The following is a 16891-nucleotide window of genomic DNA, read 5'->3' on the forward strand; positions in this document are numbered from 1 at the left end:
CCCGGGCGTGGCCGACACCGTCAGGCCGGGTGGACGACGATGCGCCGGTTGGGCTCCACGCCCTCCGACTCGCTCTGCACACCGTCCGCCGCGTTCACGACATCGTGCACGCACTTGCGCTCGAACGCCGACATCGGCTCCAGCCGCAGCGCCTCGCCGGACTCGCGGACCTTCTCGACCGCGGTCCGGGCGACCCCGGCCAGCTCCTTGCGGCGCCCCGCGCGGAAACCGCCGACGTCCAGCAGGAGCCGACTCGGCGCGCCGGTCTGCCGGTACACGGCCAGGCGGGTCAGCTCCTGGAGCGCCTCCAGGGTCGCGCCGCGCTGGCCGACGAGGTTCTGGAGGCGGCCGCCGACGACCTCCACGACCGGCCGGCCGCTGGAGACCAGCTCGTCGATGTCGCCGTCCATGTCGAGGATGTCGAGCAGGCCCTCGATGTAGTCGGCGGCGATCTCGCTCTGTGCGAACAGCTCGGTGTCGCTCGGGCCGCGGCGGCCCCCCTCGGCGTCGCCGTCCTCCGCCTTGTCCTCGCCGTCGTCGTCGCCCTCGTCCTCGGCGTCGTCGCCGTCCTCGTCCTCGTCGCCCTCGTCCTCGGCGTCGGTGTCGGCCTGGTGGGCGGCGGTCGCGCGCGGCGCGGCGCCCTCGTCGCCGTCGGCCGGGTCGCCGGTGGGCGCCGCGGCGCGGGTGTCGGTGTCGTCGGCGGGCGCGTCGGGCTCGGTGTGGGGAGCACTCGTCTCGGTCACGTTGTCATCTCCGTTGTCCGCGGTACGCGTGCACGTCCCGCTCATCGGCGTCCTCCGGGTCGGGCGGCTGGCCGCCGTCGCCGGTCCGTCTGCTGGCCGTCGCGACGGCCCTCGCCCACCGCAGGCCGGGCGCCGGATCCGGCCGCACCTCGCCTGTGGCGGACCTAGCCCTTGCGCTTGCCCGCGTTCTTCTTCGGGTTGGCCGGCCGCGCGCCGGGCTTGGGGGCCAGCGCCTTGGCCGCCTCGCTGGGCGGGGCCTTGGCCGCGGCGACGACCTCGCCCTGCTTGTTCAGGTTCAGCGGGGGGTACTTCTTGAGCACCCACTGCTGCTGCCCGAGCGAGAAGAGGTTGTTCACCACCCAGTAGATGATCACACCTAATGGGAAGATTGCGCCGGAGATGAGCAGGGACGCCGGAAAGCCGTAGAGCATCAACTTCTGGATCATCCGCTGCTGCGGCTCGGCCGCCCAGCCGGTCTTGAGGATCATCTGCTTGGTGGTCAGGTAGGTGGTGGCCACCATCACCAGCGCCAGTGCCCCGACGACGATCTGGACCGTCATCGAGCTGGCGTTCATCAACGCCAGATCCTCGGCGCTGGACCGGAACTTCGCCGCGATCGGCGCGCCGAACAGCCGCGCGTCCACCGCGCCCTCGAACTGGGGGAGCGACCAGCCGTACAGGACCTTGTACTTCACGTCGGTCTTCGACGCGTTCAGGAAGTTCAGCACGTGGTACAGCGAAATGAACACCGGCGCCTGGATCAGCATCGGCAGGCAGCCGCCCAGCGGGTTCGCCTTCTCCTTGCGGTAGAGGGCCATCACCTCGCGCTGGAGGGTCTCCGGGTCGCTCTTGTGCTTCGCCCGCAGCTCGGTGATCTGCGGCGCCAGCGCCTGCATCGCGCGCTGGCTCTTGATCGACTTCATGAACAGCGGGAACAGCACGATCCGCAGCGTCACGACGACGAAGATGATCGCGAGGATCCACGACCAGTTGGCCCCTGTACCGGCGGCGTCCCACACGCCGTGCCAGCTCAGCAAAATCCACGAGATGGCCGTATAGAGCCAGTCGAGACTCAATGCACTGCTCCCGTCAGCTCCCGGTGTACAGCGTCGTCCCGGGGCGGGGGCACCGGGTCGTACCCGCCGGGGTGGTAGGGGTGGCACCGCAGCAGGCGCCAGGCAGCGAGGGCACTGCCGCGGAGGGCGCCGTGCCGCGCCACCGCCTCCTGGGCGTACGCGCTGCACGACGGGTAGAACCGGCACCGCGCGGGCAGGGCCGGACTCACCCAACGACGGTACGCGACGAGTGCCAGGCCGATCATGCGGGCGGCGGGTGTCGCGCGGCGGGTCACTGCCGGCCCCGCGGGCGGCGCGGCCGGGCCGCCGCCGCGAGCGCGGCGTCGAGGTCGGCACCCAGCGCCGGGTAGGCCGCCGCGGCCGCCGACGGGAGCGCCCGCACGACGACGTCGGTCCCCCCGGGCAGCGCGCCCAGGCGGTCGGCGGCCAGGTGCCGCAGCCGGCGCCGGACCCGGTTGCGGACCACGGCCCCACCGACGGCCTTGGACACGACAAAGCCGACGCGTACCGGCAGCTCAGGGCTACCCGGACGCGTCGGCTCCGGTGGCGTCTGCGCGACGGCCGCCAGGTGGACGACGAGCGTCCCCCGACCGGCCCGCCGGCCGAGGCGGATCACCGCAGCGAAGTCGGCACTGTGCCGCAGTCGGCACGCCGCGGGAACCACGCCTACATCCCGGCGTCGACCTGGCGTCAGGCCGAGAGGCGGGCGCGGCCCTTGGACCGGCGCGTCGAGATGATCGACCGGCCGGCCCGGGTGCGCATACGCAGCCGGAAGCCGTGGGTCTTCGCGCGCCGACGGTTGTTCGGCTGGTACGTCCGCTTGCTCACGTCAGGCTCTCCGTCATCCTCGCTCCTGGCCGTGCCGGCCACGAGCTGGTCCGTGGTGCCCGCTGTCGCCCTCCGACACCGGACCCGCGGGTCCGCGCGCCGCCGGACGCGCCGCCGAGACGGCACCGCCAGGTGGCACCGCCGGACGGATCACCACGGCCGCAGGGTCGCGGCCGGATTCACCGGGTCGGGTCCACCGTGTCAAGGAACAGCAAGCAAGTGGCCACGATAGCAAAGCCGTCCCGGTGCCCGGCGCCCGGCTCCCACCCGCGGTCCGCGACCTGTGGATAACCGACGGTGGTCGGCGTCCGCCGCCGCGCGCCGGACGCCGAATCTCCGGCGTGACCTGCCAGGTCTGTCCGAATCCCCACTCACTGAACTGGACGAACTACCGTTAAACCGGACAGAACTACGGCCGGCTGCGTTGTCCACAGCCGCCCCCCACCGTGCCGCGCGTGGCCGACCGCCCTGTGGATAACCTGTGGACAAGACCGGCGTCCGCGCTGGCCACCCCGCGGCGTCGCCGGTGGGCGGGGCGCGACCGGTACGGCGGCGAACGGGAGGGGGTGGCAACCGCGTGGCGGATCCGACGGACCTCGGCGCGGTGTGGGACGCCGCCACCGACACCCTCGCCGACGAGATCATCTCCAGGCAGCAGCGGGCGTACCTGCGGCTGACCCGGCTGCGCGCGATCGTCGAGGACACGGCGCTGCTGTCGGTCCCCGACTCGTTCACCCGGGACGTCATCGAGTCCCGGCTCCGCCCGGCGATCACCGAGGCGCTCTCCCGGCTACTGGGTCGGCCGATCCAGGTGGCAGTCACCGTCCGCAACCCGGACGGTCCCGCGGCCGCCGCGCCGACCGAAACCGCACCTATATATTCCCCGCCGACATCCCCGCCCGCGCCGCCACCGTACGTACCGACGCCGCACGGCGCCGTACCGGAGCGCGCGCCCGCCGGCCCGGCCTTCCCCGGGCCCACCGGCTCGGCCCAGATCCCGTACCGCGACCCCGCCGCGCCCCCCCGCGCCGACGCCCCGGCGCCGTACCCGACGCGCGACCCGCGCCACCGCGACGCCCTGCCCGGCGCCCACGACGGATCGGCCCGCCACGACGGCCCCGCGGGCGAGGACCACGCGCCCCGGCCGACCGCCGGGCCCCCGGCCCGCCCGGACCAGCGACCGGGCGACGCGGCGGCGCCCGGCGCCCGCCCGTACCGCGGCGACCCCACGGCCTCCTACCGGGACGCCGCGCCGCCCGACGACGCGCCCACCGGCTCCGCGCAGGTCCCGTACCGCGCCCCCGGCTACCCCGACGCACCGCCGCAGTTCGACCAGGCGCCCCCCTTCGACCCGGCGGCGCCGTTCGACTCAGCGCCCCCCTTCGACCCGGCCACCCGGTTCGACCCCGCCGCCCAGTTCGACCGCCGGGCGCCCTTCGACTCCGGGCCGACCTTCGGCGGCAGCTCCCACGGCGGCGGGGCGCGCGTCGTCACGCCGCCCGGGGGTACCACCGCCGCGGCCGCGGCCCGCATCCCGGCGGGACGGCTCGCGCCGGACCCGCTGTTCGCGCCGCACCACGACGACACCCCACCGGACAACGGCCCGGGCCGGGCCGGCGCCCGCGACGGCCGCGACGCCGCCATGCGGGACCTGCGCCGCTCACCCGCCGGCCCCGAGGCGGGCGGCAACCGGCTCAACCCGAAGTACACCTTCGAGACGTTCGTCATCGGCTCGTCGAACCGGTTCGCGCACGCCGCGGCCGTCGCCGTCGCCGAGTCGCCGGCCAAGGCGTACAACCCGCTGTTCATCTACGGCAGCTCCGGCCTCGGCAAGACCCACCTGCTGCACGCGATCGGGCACTACGCGACGACGCTGGGCAACGCGCGCTCGGTGCGGTACGTCAGCACCGAGGAGTTCACCAACGACTTCATCAACTCGCTGCGCGACGACAAGACCAGCGCGTTCCAGCGCCGGTACCGCGACGTCGACATCCTGCTGATCGACGACATCCAGTTCCTGGAGACCCGCGAGCGGACCCAGGAGGAGTTCTTCCACACGTTCAACACGCTGCACAACGCCAACAAGCAGATCGTGATCACCTCGGACCGCGGCCCCAAGCAGCTCGCCACCCTGGAGGACCGGCTGCGCACCCGGTTCGAGTGGGGCCTGCTCGCCGACATCCAGCCCCCGGACCTGGAGACGCGGATCGCGATCCTCCAGAAGAAGGCGGCGCAGGAGCGGCTCTCGGCGCCGCCGGACGTCCTGGAGTTCATCGCCTCGCGGATGTCCTCGTCGATCCGGGAGCTGGAGGGCGCGCTGATCCGGGTCACCGCGTTCGCCAGCCTGACCCGGTCGCCGGTACAGATGTCGGTGGCGGAGGAGGTCCTGCGGGACTTCATCCCGGCCGAGGACGGCGAGGCGCCGGAGATGAGCGCCGACCAGATCATGGCGCAGACGGCGGACTACTTCGGCGTCACGCTGGAGGACCTGCGCGGCCACTCGCGGTCGCGGGTGCTGGTGAACGCCCGCCAGGTGGCCATGTACCTGTGCCGCGAACTGACCGATCTCTCCCTGCCCCGGATCGGCCAGGCGTTCGGCGGGCGCGACCACACGACGGTGATGCACGCCGATCGCAAGATCCGTCAGCAGATGGCGGAGCGGCGCTCGCTGTACAACCAGATCGCGGAACTGACCAACCGGATCAAGCAGATCGAGACCCGCTGACCCTCCGGTCGCCGTGCATTCGTCCCGCGTCGGGTCTCCGGTCCCGGCGTGTCCGCCCGCTGTCGATCCCGACGGGCCGGCGCGCATTGGTCCGGGGCGACCCCGGCCCCGCGGGTTTCCGGTGATGCGGGTTCGCCGCGCCGAGCCGGTTGCTGTCCGCCGAGGATGATGCCATCGACCCGCAAGCGCCGGGGCACAGACGGGAGCTTCCCGCACCCGCAGGAGCCATGTTCCTTGCCTTCCCCGGGCCGGCGTGACGCCCGCCTCCGCCACCCGCATGGGGGATTCGCGTGCGCCCGGTGACGTGGTTCGCCCGCATTCGCGGCATCAGCTACTTCCCGCCGCGCCCCGTACGCCGTCCACCGCCCGGCCGCCCGCCGGCTCCGAGACCTGTGGACGGCGGACTTATCCACAGGTCCTGGGGATAAGTCTGGGGATAACCTGTGGATATCTTGTGGACGGCGTGTGGATAACTTTCGGCCGTCCACACATGTGGATCTTCCTGTGGATTCAATGTGGATAAACCTGTGGACAAACCGGCTGGTAATTGCCACGTCAAAGATCAAGCCTGGGGATAACCCTGGGGATAACCTGTGGATATCTTGTGGACAACTGCCGTCTGCCTGTGGACAGCCTGTGGACAAAAAATCGGCCTGTGGACAAGTCGCCGGGTTATCCCCAGGCTGTCCACAGGCCGTCCACAGGGCCGAAACTCGTTGACCAGGGGAAACGGCGGTTATCCACAGTATCCACAGGACCTACTATTACGACTAACCAGATTTCTATAGGGAAGAAAGATCAAAATCGGGCGAAGAAAGATCCACAACTCGCGGTCCGCGGGCCGAATGCCGATCACCGAGAAGCGGGGGGCGGGTGTGCGGCCGCCGGTCCGGCGCCCTAAGGTGCCTGGGTACACCGCACCACCGACGATCCCGACCGGGGCCTGAGGCCGGAGGCAGCGCATGAAGTTCCGAGTCGAGCGCGACGCACTCGCCGACGCCGTGGCATGGACGGCCAAGAGCCTGCCCAGCCGCCCGTCCGTCCCCGTCCTCGCCGGGGTCATGCTGCGCGTCGCCGACGGGGTGCTGGACGTCTCCGGCTTCGACTACGAGGTCTCCAGCCAGGTCACCGTCGAGGTCCAGCCCGACGCCGACGGCGCTGCCCTGGTCTCCGGCCGGCTGCTCGCCGAGATCACCAAGGCGCTGCCGGCCAAGCCCGTCGACATCGCCGCCGTCGGCACCCACCTCGAACTCGTCTGCGGCAGCGCCCGCTTCACGCTGCCGACGATGCCCGTCGAGGACTACCCCAGCCTCCCGGCGATGCCCGACAGCGCCGGTACCGTCGAGGCCGCCACGCTCGCGGCCGCCGTCGCGCAGGTGGCCATCGCCGCCGGGCGCGACGAGACGCTGCCGATGATGACCGGCGTCCGGGTGGAGCTGAAGGGCAGCACCCTGACTCTCCTGGCCACGGACCGGTACCGGCTGGCGCTGCGCGAGATCCCCTGGTCGCCGGGCGACCCCGACGTCGACCTGCACGCCCTGGTACCCGCCCGCACCCTCGCCGACACCGCCAAGACCCTCGGGCCGCTCGGCGGCGACGTCACCCTCGCCCTGGCCCAGGGCGGCGCGGGCGAGGGCATGATCGGCTGGTCCGGCGGCACCCGGCGGACCACCAGCCGGCTGCTCGACGGCGCGAACTACCCGCCGGTGCGCTCCCTGTTCCCGGACGGCCACGCCAGCCAGGCCAGGGTCGGCGTGGCCGCGCTGACCGAGGTCGTCCGCCGGGTGGCGCTGGTCGCCGAGCGGACCACGCCGGTCCGCCTCAGCTTCGGCGAGGACGGGCTCGTCGTGGAGGCCGGCGGCACCGAGGACGCCCGCGCCAGCGAGGCGATGGACGCCGAGTTCACCGGCGAGGCGCTGACGATCGCGTTCAACCCGCAGTACCTGCTGGACGGGCTCGGCGCACTGGGCAGCCCCACCGCCGTGCTGTCGTTCGTCGACGCCTTCAAGCCAGCGGTGATCTCGCCCGCAGCCGAGGACGGCGAGATCGTTTCGGGCTACCGTTACCTGATCATGCCGATCCGGGTCGCCCGCTGATCCGTACCGGCACCGGGCTCCGGTCCGACCGGAGCCGCCGCGACGGCCGGCACCCGAGTGACCAGGGACGATGCCCGGTCGGACAACGACAAGGGGAGACCGAACGATGCAGCTCGGACTGGTGGGCCTCGGCAAGATGGGCGGCAACATGCGCGACCGCCTGCGGGCGGCGGGGCATGAGGTTGTCGGGTACGACCGCAACGCGGAGGTCTCGGACGTCGGCAGCCTCGCCGACCTCGTCGGCCGGCTGGAGTCGCCGCGCGCCCTGTGGGTGATGGTGCCCGCGGGCGTCACCGAGGCCACCATCAACGAACTCGCCGGCCTGCTGGACGAGGGCGACATCGTCATCGACGGCGGCAACTCCCGCTTCTCCGACGACGGCCCCCGCGCCGAGCGCCTGGCCGCGAAGGGCGTCGGCTACCTCGACTGCGGCGTCTCCGGCGGCGTCTGGGGCCGCGAGGAGGGCTACGCCCTCATGGTCGGCGGCGACGCCGGCCTGGTGAAGCACCTCATGCCGATCTTCGAGTCGCTCAAGCCGAGCGGCCGGTACGGCTTCGTGCACGCGGGCGGGGTCGGCGCCGGCCACTACGCCAAGATGGTCCACAACGGCGTCGAGTACGGCCTGATGCACGCGTACGCCGAGGGCTTCGAGCTGCTCAGCAAGTCCGAGGTCGTCACCGACGTACCGGCCGTCATCAAGTCCTGGCGCGAGGGCTCGGTCGTCAAGTCCTGGCTGCTGGACCTGCTCGACCGGGCGCTCGACGACGACCCGGAGCTGGCCGGGCTGCGCGGGTACGCCGACGACACCGGCGAGGGCCGCTGGACCGTCGAGGAGGCGATCCGGCTGGCCGTCCCGATGCACGTGATCGCGGCCTCGCTGTTCGCGCGCTTCGAGTCCCGGCAGGACGACTCCCCCGCGATGAAGGCCGTCGCCGCGCTGCGCCAGCAGTTCGGCGGGCACGCCGTGAAGCGCTAGATGCACGTCCGGCACCTGGAACTGGTCGACTTCCGCTCGTACCCGCGGGTGGCGGTCGACCTCGTTCCGGGGCCGAACGTCCTCGTCGGCGCCAACGGCGTCGGCAAGACCAACCTCGTCGAGGCCCTCGGCTTCGTCGCCACCCTCGCCAGCCACCGCGTCGCCGCCGACGCGCCGCTGGTGCGGGCCGGCGCCGAGACCGGGATCGTCCGCTGCGCGATCGCCCACGAGGGCCGCGAGCTGCTGGTCGAGCTGGAGATCGTCCCGGGCCGGGCCAACCGGGCCCGGCTCGGCCGGGCGCCCGCGCGCCGGGCGCGGGACGTCCTGGGCGCGCTGCGGCTGGTCCTGTTCGCGCCGGAGGACCTGGAGCTGGTCCGCGGCGACCCGGGCGAGCGCCGCCGGTACCTCGACGACCTGCTCGTCGCCCGGCAGCCGCGGTTCGCCGCCGTCCGCGCCGACTACGACCGCGTCGTCAAGCAGCGCAACGCCCTGCTGCGGACCGCCTACCTGGCCCGCCGCGCGGGCGGCCGCACCGGCGACCTGTCGACCCTCGACGTCTGGGACGTCCACCTGGCCACGCACGGCGCCGAGCTGCTCGCCGCCCGCCTCGACCTGGTGGAGGCGCTGCGCCCGCACCTGGCCAAGGCGTACGACGCGGTCGCCGACGGGCAGGGCGACGCGACGGTGGCGTACCGCGGCACCCTCGGCGACCGGCCCGCGCACCCGCCGGCCGGCGCCGCCGACCGCGCGCTGCTGGCCACGGCGCTGCGCGAGGCGCTGGCCGACGCCCGCGGCGCCGAGGTCGAGCGCGGCACCACCCTGGTCGGCCCGCACCGCGACGACCTCGTGCTGCACCTGGGCACGCTGCCCGCCAAGGGGTACGCCAGCCACGGCGAGACCTGGTCGTACGCCCTCGCGCTGCGCCTGGCCGCGTACGAGCTGCTGCGCGCCGAGGGCGTCGAGCCGGTACTGGCCCTGGACGACGTCTTCGCCGAGCTGGACACCGGCCGGCGGACCCGGCTGGCGGAGCTGATCGGGGGCAGCGGCCAGGTGATCATCACGTGCGCCGTACCGGAGGACGTCCCCCCGGTCCTGCGCGGCGCGCGGTTCGACGTCCGCGCGGGCGCGGTGACCCGTGTCGACTGACCCCGGGCGCGCGCGGACCAGGCGGCAGCCCGGCGCCGTACCGCCGGACGGCGCGACCCGCCTGCCGCCGGTACCCCCGACCGGTGCCGCCCCTGCCCCGGCCGCCGACGGCGGGGCCGGGCCGCCTGCCGCCGGGCCGGAGCTGGCGCGCGCCGTCCTCGACGCGGCGAAGGCCCGGCGCCAGGCGGCCCGGACCGCGCGCCGCCCCCGCGCCGACGGCGAGCCGCGCCGCCGCCGGGGGTACACCGGCCCGGGACCGGACCCGCGCGACCCGCAGCTCTTCGGCAGCGTGCTGCAGCGCCTCCTCAAGGCCCGGGGCTGGCAGCAGCCCGCCGCGGCGGCGACGGTCCTCGGCGCGTGGGAGAAGGTGGTGGGCGCGGAGATCGCCCAGCACAGCCGGCCGGTCAAGCTGGCCGACGGGGAGCTGACGGTCGAGGCGGAGTCGACGGCGTGGGCCACGCAGTTGCGGCTGCTCCAGTCGACCCTGCTGCGCAACATCGCGGGCGAGGTCGGGCACGGGGTGGTCCTGCGGCTGCGGATCCACGGGCCGGCCGCGCCGTCCTGGAGCCGGGGGCCGCTGCGGGTGCGCGGCCGCGGACCGGGCGACACCTACGGCTGAGGACCGCGGGCGGTCGCGCGTCGGCGTCAGATTTCCGACACTCGCGTTCCGGCACCACTGTGGATTCCCTACGCTCCGGCTGGCGTCGGACGACGCCGTCGCCCGGGGCGGTCGCGGGCGGCGCACGGCTTCCACGGAGGAGAGAGAATGCGTAGTCGCACACGGGGGATTCTCGGCACGGCGCTGGTGGGCATAGGTGTGGGCGCCCTGGGCCTGCACGCCGCACCGGCGACGGCGGGCGCGGCGGCGCCGCTGCTGACCTACGTCGGGGCGTCGGGCACCGGCTGCCCGGAGGGCAGCGTCGCGGCGACACCCACGCCGGACGGCGCGGGCGCCACGGTGATCTACAGCAAGTTCGACGTCCGCAGCACGGGGCCGGTGGTGGTGCAGCACTGCGCGCTGCGGTTCACGGTCGCGGCGGCGCCGGGTACGCGGGCCACGACGCTGGCCGTGCAGCACCGCGGCGGGGCTGTCGTGCCGGCAGGCGGCCACGCGGGCGTCACCACGTCCTACGAGTGGGGCGGCGGGGACGGCGGCTTCCAGAACTCGTGGACCAAGGAGGGCGCCTACAGCGGTCCCTGGCAGCTCGACGACACGCTGCCGGCCGACGGCGCCGCCCGCTGCGGCGGCACCACGGAGCTGGTCCTGCGGGTCTTCGCGCACGTGCGCGGCGCCGACGGCCTCGTCCAGCCCGAGACGGCCGACGGCCGCCTGACCGGCGCCCTGCGCGCCGGGGCGCAGCGCTGCTGATCCGCGGGTAGTGCCCCGGAGGTCCCGGCCCGCCCGGTCAGTGGTGGGCGTACACCGCGAAGCCGTCGTCCGCGCAGACGCGGTAGAAGCGGGCCAGGACCGCCAGCTCCGTGCGGGCGAACGCCCAGGCCGGCGGCGCCCCGCCGTCGTCCCGGAGCGCCGCCAGCCGCGACTCCAGCCAGCGCAACTGCTGGTCGGCCAGGCGCGCCCCGCTCATCGCCGCCCGCATGACGCGGCCCACCGACGCGAAGTCGACCCGCTCGCCCTCGGCCGCGTGGCCGTCGACGAACCGCTCCAGGCCGCCCGCGACCCAGGCGCAGCCGTCGGGGTCGATCACCGGGTCCTCGTCCTCCGCCGCCGCCTCGGTGGCGTACAGCACGCCGTCGAGGCCGAGCAGGAGGTCGACTAGGCCGGTGTACGGGGTGGCGGGCACGGTCGCGCTCTTGGCCACCGTGGCCGCGAGCGCCGCCGCGGCCCCCGACGCGGGGGCGGTCCGTTCGGCGAGCGCGCCGAAGGCGGCGAAGCGCGCGGCGTCCACCGGCTGGTACTGCGGGCCCAGCCGGGGCCAGTGGACAGCGACGTTCTCCAGGCCCATAACGGGTCGCTCCCCTCCAAGTCGGTGACGCCGGGAGGTTACGGCACGCGCCGGTCCGGCGACAGGGGGTGTGCCCGGGGCGGGTGACGGCGGGTTGACCGGGGTCGCCCGCCCCGATCAGCCGGACCGTACCCGCACCCGCTGGCGCGTGGGGGGAGTTACGCCCAGTGGTATTCGGCCGCGTACGGCGCTCTCAGGTGCCTCGCCTCGGGTGCCGGAGACACATCTTGTCGGCCGTGCACAGTAGGATCGACGACGACGACAGGAACACGCGCCACGGACGGGTCGGTGATCGGCGGTCCCCTGACCGGCCTCACCGATCGACAGGTCACCGATCGCAGGTCACCGATCGGCGGGTCGGCAGGCCGTCTCCGTGCGCGCGTTCCACTGACCCGCACCCGCCGCCCCGGCGCCCGACCGGCCGGGGTGGGCGGCGACGGTGCGAGAAAGCGACCGAGGGTGGCAGCGAAGAAGCAGGAGTACGGCGCCGAGTCGATCCAGGTGCTGGAGGGCCTGGAGGCGGTCCGCAAGCGTCCGGGAATGTACATCGGCTCGACCGGCGAGCGCGGCCTGCACCACCTCGTGTGGGAGGTCGTCGACAACGCAGTGGACGAGGCCCTGGCCGGCCACTGCGACACGATCGACGTCATCCTGACCGCCGACGGCGGCGTCTCGGTGACCGACAACGGCCGCGGCTTCCCCGTCGACCTGCACCCCAAGCTGAAGAAGCCGGGCGTCGAGGTGGCGCTGACGGTCCTGCACGCGGGCGGCAAGTTCGACGGCAAGGCGTACGCGGTCTCCGGCGGCCTGCACGGCGTCGGCGTCTCGGTGGTCAACGCGCTGTCGACGAAGATGTTCATCGAGATCCACAAGGACGGCCACGTCTGGCGGCAGCACTACGCGGCCAGCAAGCCCTCGCCGCTGGAGAAGGGCGAGACGACCAGGCGGTCCGGCTCGCGGGTGGTGTTCTGGCCCGACCCGACGATCTTCGAGACGGTCGAGTTCACCTTCGAGACGATCTACCGCCGGCTCCAGGAGATGGCGTTCCTCAACCGCGGCCTGACGATCGTCCTGCGCGACGAGCGCAAGCCCGACGACGAGGGCGCCGCGCGCGAGGTGACCTTCTGTTACCAGGAGGGCATCGCCGACTTCGTCCGGCACCTCAACGGCACCAAGAGCCCGATCCACAAGTCGGTCGTGCAGTTCGACGCTGAGGGTGCGGACATGGCCCTCGAAGTGGCGATGCAGTGGAACGAGTCGTATGGCGAGTCGGTGTACACGTTCGCCAACACGATCAACACCCACGAGGGCGGCACCCACGAGGAGGGCTTCCGCTCGGCGCTGACCTCGATCGTCAACAAGTACGGCGCCGACAAGAAGATCCTCAAGGGCGACGAGAAGCTGACCGGCGAGGACATCCGGGAGGGCCTGGCGGCGATCATCTCGGTCAAGCTGGCGAACCCGCAGTTCGAGGGCCAGACCAAGACCAAGCTCGGCAACACCGAGGTCAAGTCGTTCGTCCAGAAGGCCTGCAACGAGTGGCTGGTGGACTGGTTCGAGCGCAACCCCGCCGAGGTGAAGACCATCATCACCAAGGCTTCGCAGGCGGCGCGGGCGCGGGTGGCCGCCCAGCAGGCGCGCAAGCTGGCCCGGCGCAAGTCGCTGCTGGAGTCCGGCTCGATGCCGGGCAAGCTGGCCGACTGCCAGTCGACCGACCCGCGCGAGTCGGAGCTGTTCATCGTCGAGGGCGACTCGGCGGGCGGCTCGGCCAAGCAGGGCCGGGACCCGCGGACGCAGGCGATCCTGCCGATCCGCGGGAAGATCCTCAACGTCGAGAAGGCCCGGATCGACCGGGTCCTGAAGAACAACGAGGTGCAGGCGCTGATCACCGCGCTGGGCACCGGCATCCACGACGAGTTCGACATCGAGAAGCTGCGGTACCACAAGATCGTGCTGATGGCGGACGCCGACGTGGACGGGCAGCACATCCGCACGCTGCTGCTGACGCTGCTGTTCCGGTTCATGCGGCCGCTGGTGGAGATGGGCCACGTGTACCTCGCCCAGCCGCCGCTGTACAAGGTCAAGTGGAACAAGCGCGGCGACGACGCGCAGTACGCGTACTCCGACCGCGAGCGCGACGGCCTGATCTCGCTGCGTCAGGAGACCAAGCCGAACGCCAGGCCGGACGACATCCAGCGGTTCAAGGGTCTGGGCGAGATGAACTACCCGGAGCTGTGGGACACGACGATGGACCCGGCGACCCGCACGCTCCTGCAGGTCTCGCTGGACGACGCGGCCACCGCCGACGAGCTGTTCAGCGTGCTGATGGGCGAGGACGTCGAGGCGCGGCGGACGTTCATCCAGCGCAACGCCAAGGATGTGCGTTTCCTCGACATCTGAGGAGTTGTCCACAGACGGAGAGTTATCCACAGGCGTTATCCACAGCCTTATGTGGTGGTACATAGGACTTTGTCCCGTTTGCCGGCGGGGCAGACGGTAAACGAACGATGAGGGTTGACTGTGACGGAGACACCTGACGGCGACGCGGCGGGCCTGCCCGGGGAGGGCGTGCCCAGCACCGGCCAGCGCCCCCGCGTCGAGCCGGTCGGTCTCGAAATCGAGATGCAGCGCTCGTACCTCGACTACGCCATGAGCGTCATCGTGGGCCGGGCCCTGCCGGACGTGCGCGACGGCCTGAAGCCGGTACACCGCAAGATCCTGTACGCGATGTTCGACTCGGGCTACCGCCCCGACCGCGGGTACGTGAAGTGCTCCCGGGTGGTCGGCGACGTCATGGGCCAGTTCCACCCGCACGGCGACTCCTCGATCTACGACGCCCTCGTGCGGATGGCGCAGCCCTGGTCGCTGCGCTACCCGCTGGTCGACGGCAACGGCAACTTCGGCTCGCCGGGCAACGACCCGCCGGCCGCGATGCGCTACACCGAGTGCAAGCTGGCGCCGCTGGCGATGGAGATGCTCAAGGACATCGACGAGGACACCGTCGACTTCCAGGACAACTACGACGGCCGGGCCAAGGAGCCCACCATCCTGCCGTCGCGGATCCCGAACCTGCTGGTCAACGGCTCCGAGGGCATCGCGGTCGGCATGGCCACGAAGATCCCCCCGCACAACCTGCGCGAGATCGGCGCCGCGGTGCAGTGGTGCCTGGACCACCCCGAGGCCGACGAGGAGGCCACCCTCGACGCGCTGCTCGGCATCGTCCAGGGGCCGGACTTCCCGACCGCCGGGCTGATCGTCGGCCGCCAGGCGATCCAGGACGCGTACCGCACCGGCCGCGGCTCCATCCGGATGCGCGCCGTCGTCGACGTCGAGGACGAGGGCCGCCGCACGTTCCTGGTGATCAGCCAGCTCCCGTACCAGGTGAACCCCGACAACCTCGCCGAGCGCATCGCCGACCTGATCAAGGACGGCAAGCTCGCCGGCATCGCCGACATCCGGGACGAGTCCTCGGGCCGCACCGGAATGCGGATCGTGATCGTGCTCAAGCGCGACGCGGTGGCCAAGGTCGTGCTGAACAACCTGTACAAGCACACCCAGTTGCAGGAGACCTTCGGCGCGAACATGCTCGCGCTGGTCGACGGCGTGCCGCGCACGCTCAACCTGGCGCAGTTCGTCCGGCACTACGTCCAGCACCAGGTCGAGGTCATCGTCCGGCGGACCCGGTACCGGCTGCGCAAGGCCGAGGAGCGCGCCCACATCCTGCGCGGCTACGTCAAGGCGCTCGACGCGCTCGACGACGTCATCGCGCTCATCCGGCGCTCGCCCACGGTCGAGGAGGCCCGCACCGGCCTGATCCGGCTGCTGGACATCGACGAGGTCCAGGCCACCGCGATCCTGGACATGCAGCTCCGCCGCCTCGCCGCGCTGGAGCGCCAGAAGATCATCGACAACCTGGCGGAGATCGAGCGGGAGATCGCCGACCTCCAGGACATCCTCGCCAAGCCGGAGCGGCAGCGGAAGATCATTTCCGACGAGCTGGCCGAGGTCGTCGGCAAGTACGGCGGGGAGCGCAAGACGCAGATCATCCCGTTCGACGGCGAGGTCTCGATGGAGGACCTCATCGCCCGCGAAGACGTGGTGGTCACCATCACCCGGACGGGGTACGCCAAACGGACGAAGGTCGACCTCTACCGGTCCCAGAAGCGCGGCGGCAAGGGCGTCAGCGGCGCCGGCCTGCGGGCGGACGACATCGTCAGCCACTTCTTCGTCTGCTCGACCCACAACTGGGTGCTGTTCTTCACGAACAAGGGCCGGGTGTACCGGGCCAAGGCCTATGAACTGCCCGAAGCCAACCGGACCGCCCGCGGCCAGCACGTGGCCAACCTGCTGGCCTTCCAGCCGGGCGAGCACATCGCGCAGGTCATCCAGATCGCGAACTACGAGGTGGCCCCGTACCTGGTGCTGGCCACCAAGGTCGGCCTGGTGAAGAAGACCCGCCTCGCGGACTTCGATTCGAACCGGACAGGCGGCATCATTGCCGTGAACCTCCGCGACGACGACGAGCTGGTGGGTGCCGCGTTGATCTCGCAGTCCAACGACCTGCTGCTGGTGTCCAAGTTCGCCCAGGCCATCCGGTTCAACGCGACCGACGAGGCGCTGCGGCCGATGGGCCGGGCCACCTCCGGGGTCATCGGGATGCGGTTCGGCGAGGAGGACGAACTGCTCGCCATGGAAGTCGTGCAGGACGGAACGGATGTCCTGGTGGCGACCGACGGAGGATATGCGAAACGTACTCCGATCGAGGAGTATCCAGTGCAGGGACGTGGTGGTAAGGGCGTCCTCACGGCCAAGATCACCCAGCGGCGCGGCGGCCTGGTCGGCGCGCTGGTGGTGGACCCGGACGACGAATTGTTCGCTATCACCAGTAATGGTGGAGTTATTCGGACTCCGGTGAAGCCAGTGCGCCGTACGCGAGATCGGAACACAATGGGAGTCAAGCTGATGGACCTCCCAGACGGCGTGAGCCTTGTGGCCATTGCTCGCAATGCCGACGAGCCGGACGAACAGGATTAGTTGATGACGGAGACACAGGCGAAGTCTGGTGCCACGGGGGCGCCGGCGGGCGGGGCGGACGACCCGGACGCCACCCGCGTCGTCACGCGCACCTCCGCGGCGGCGGACGCGACTGGCGCCAAGTCGGCCACCCCGGCCGGTATGTCGGCCCCTACCCGCGATTCGAAGGGCGCTCCGGCCCAGCAGCCGGAGAAGCCGGCCACCCCGGCATCCGGCCCGTCCACGCCGGCGGCCACCCCGGCACCCGCCACCCCCAGGGCCGCCACCTCCGGCGCCGCGCCGGCCCAGGCGGGCACGGCCGGC

General features: G+C 72.3%; 14 protein-coding genes. 8 read left to right on the forward strand and 6 right to left on the reverse strand.

Annotated elements, in window-relative coordinates; all coding sequences use genetic code 11:
- Nucleotides 1-20 precede the first annotated feature (20 nt).
- The 5 genes from IEY75_RS18855 to rpmH form a co-directional block, all read right to left on the reverse strand.
- Nucleotides 21-743: a Jag family protein gene (locus tag IEY75_RS18855; RefSeq protein ID WP_189115720.1), complete on the reverse strand. Its 723-nt coding sequence runs from the start codon at nucleotides 741-743 to the stop codon at nucleotides 21-23.
- Between the two features lie 164 nt (nucleotides 744-907).
- Nucleotides 908-1819, reverse strand: coding sequence for a membrane protein insertase YidC (yidC, locus tag IEY75_RS18860; protein ID WP_189115721.1), 912 nt, complete (start codon nucleotides 1817-1819; stop codon nucleotides 908-910).
- Entirely contained in the window at nucleotides 1816-2064 is a 249-nt protein-coding gene (gene yidD, locus IEY75_RS18865; protein ID WP_189115742.1) for a membrane protein insertion efficiency factor YidD, read from the reverse strand. Before yidD ends, yidC begins: the two co-directional genes overlap by 4 nt.
- 26 nt (nucleotides 2065-2090) lie before the next feature.
- Entirely contained in the window at nucleotides 2091-2483 is a 393-nt protein-coding gene (gene rnpA / locus IEY75_RS18870; RefSeq protein WP_189115722.1) for a ribonuclease P protein component, read from the reverse strand.
- 26 nt (nucleotides 2484-2509) lie between these two features.
- Nucleotides 2510-2647, reverse strand: coding sequence for a 50S ribosomal protein L34 (gene rpmH, locus IEY75_RS18875; protein WP_189115723.1), 138 nt, complete (start codon nucleotides 2645-2647; stop codon nucleotides 2510-2512).
- A gap of 577 nt (nucleotides 2648-3224) precedes the next feature.
- Between rpmH and dnaA the strand changes: the two genes are divergently transcribed.
- From dnaA to IEY75_RS18905, 6 genes are all read left to right on the forward strand, one after another.
- Entirely contained in the window at nucleotides 3225-5372 is a 2148-nt protein-coding gene (dnaA, locus tag IEY75_RS18880) for a chromosomal replication initiator protein DnaA (RefSeq protein ID WP_189115724.1), read from the forward strand.
- Nucleotides 5373-6334: 962 nt separating this feature from the next.
- Nucleotides 6335-7468 carry a DNA polymerase III subunit beta gene (gene dnaN, locus IEY75_RS18885; RefSeq protein ID WP_189115725.1) on the forward strand — a complete coding sequence of 378 codons (1134 nt, stop codon included), beginning with the start codon at nucleotides 6335-6337 and terminating at the stop codon, nucleotides 7466-7468.
- 106 nt (nucleotides 7469-7574) lie between these two features.
- On the forward strand, nucleotides 7575-8444 hold the full coding sequence (gnd, locus tag IEY75_RS18890) for a phosphogluconate dehydrogenase (NAD(+)-dependent, decarboxylating) (protein WP_189115726.1): 870 nt from the start codon (nucleotides 7575-7577) through the stop codon (nucleotides 8442-8444).
- The gene (gene recF / locus IEY75_RS18895) at nucleotides 8445-9590 is read left to right on the forward strand and encodes a DNA replication/repair protein RecF (RefSeq protein WP_189115727.1); all 1146 of its coding nucleotides are present in this window, start codon (nucleotides 8445-8447) and stop codon (nucleotides 9588-9590) included.
- Nucleotides 9591-9651: 61 nt separating this feature from the next.
- Nucleotides 9652-10209 carry a DciA family protein gene (locus IEY75_RS18900; protein ID WP_189115743.1) on the forward strand — a complete coding sequence of 186 codons (558 nt, stop codon included), beginning with the start codon at nucleotides 9652-9654 and terminating at the stop codon, nucleotides 10207-10209.
- Between the two features lie 147 nt (nucleotides 10210-10356).
- The gene (locus IEY75_RS18905; RefSeq protein ID WP_189115728.1) at nucleotides 10357-10959 is read left to right on the forward strand and encodes a DUF4360 domain-containing protein; all 603 of its coding nucleotides are present in this window, start codon (nucleotides 10357-10359) and stop codon (nucleotides 10957-10959) included.
- Nucleotides 10960-10996: 37 nt separating this feature from the next.
- Here IEY75_RS18905 and IEY75_RS18910 read toward each other — a convergent pair whose 3' ends face one another.
- A complete protein-coding gene (locus IEY75_RS18910; protein ID WP_189115729.1) occupies nucleotides 10997-11554 on the reverse strand; it encodes a hypothetical protein in 558 nt (185 codons plus the stop codon).
- 459 nt (nucleotides 11555-12013) lie between these two features.
- On the opposite strand from IEY75_RS18910, the gene gyrB reads away from it, so the two are divergent.
- Nucleotides 12014-13954 carry a DNA topoisomerase (ATP-hydrolyzing) subunit B gene (gene gyrB, locus IEY75_RS18915; RefSeq protein WP_189115730.1) on the forward strand — a complete coding sequence of 647 codons (1941 nt, stop codon included), beginning with the start codon at nucleotides 12014-12016 and terminating at the stop codon, nucleotides 13952-13954.
- Nucleotides 13955-14074: 120 nt separating this feature from the next.
- Nucleotides 14075-16588 (forward strand): DNA gyrase subunit A, encoded by a 2514-nt coding sequence (gene gyrA / locus IEY75_RS18920; protein WP_373290300.1) that lies wholly within the window; start codon nucleotides 14075-14077, stop codon nucleotides 16586-16588.
- Nucleotides 16589-16891 lie beyond the last annotated feature (303 nt).

Source organism: Pilimelia terevasa (genome assembly GCF_014647915.1).
Lineage (GTDB): Bacteria > Actinomycetota > Actinomycetes > Mycobacteriales > Micromonosporaceae > Pilimelia > Pilimelia terevasa.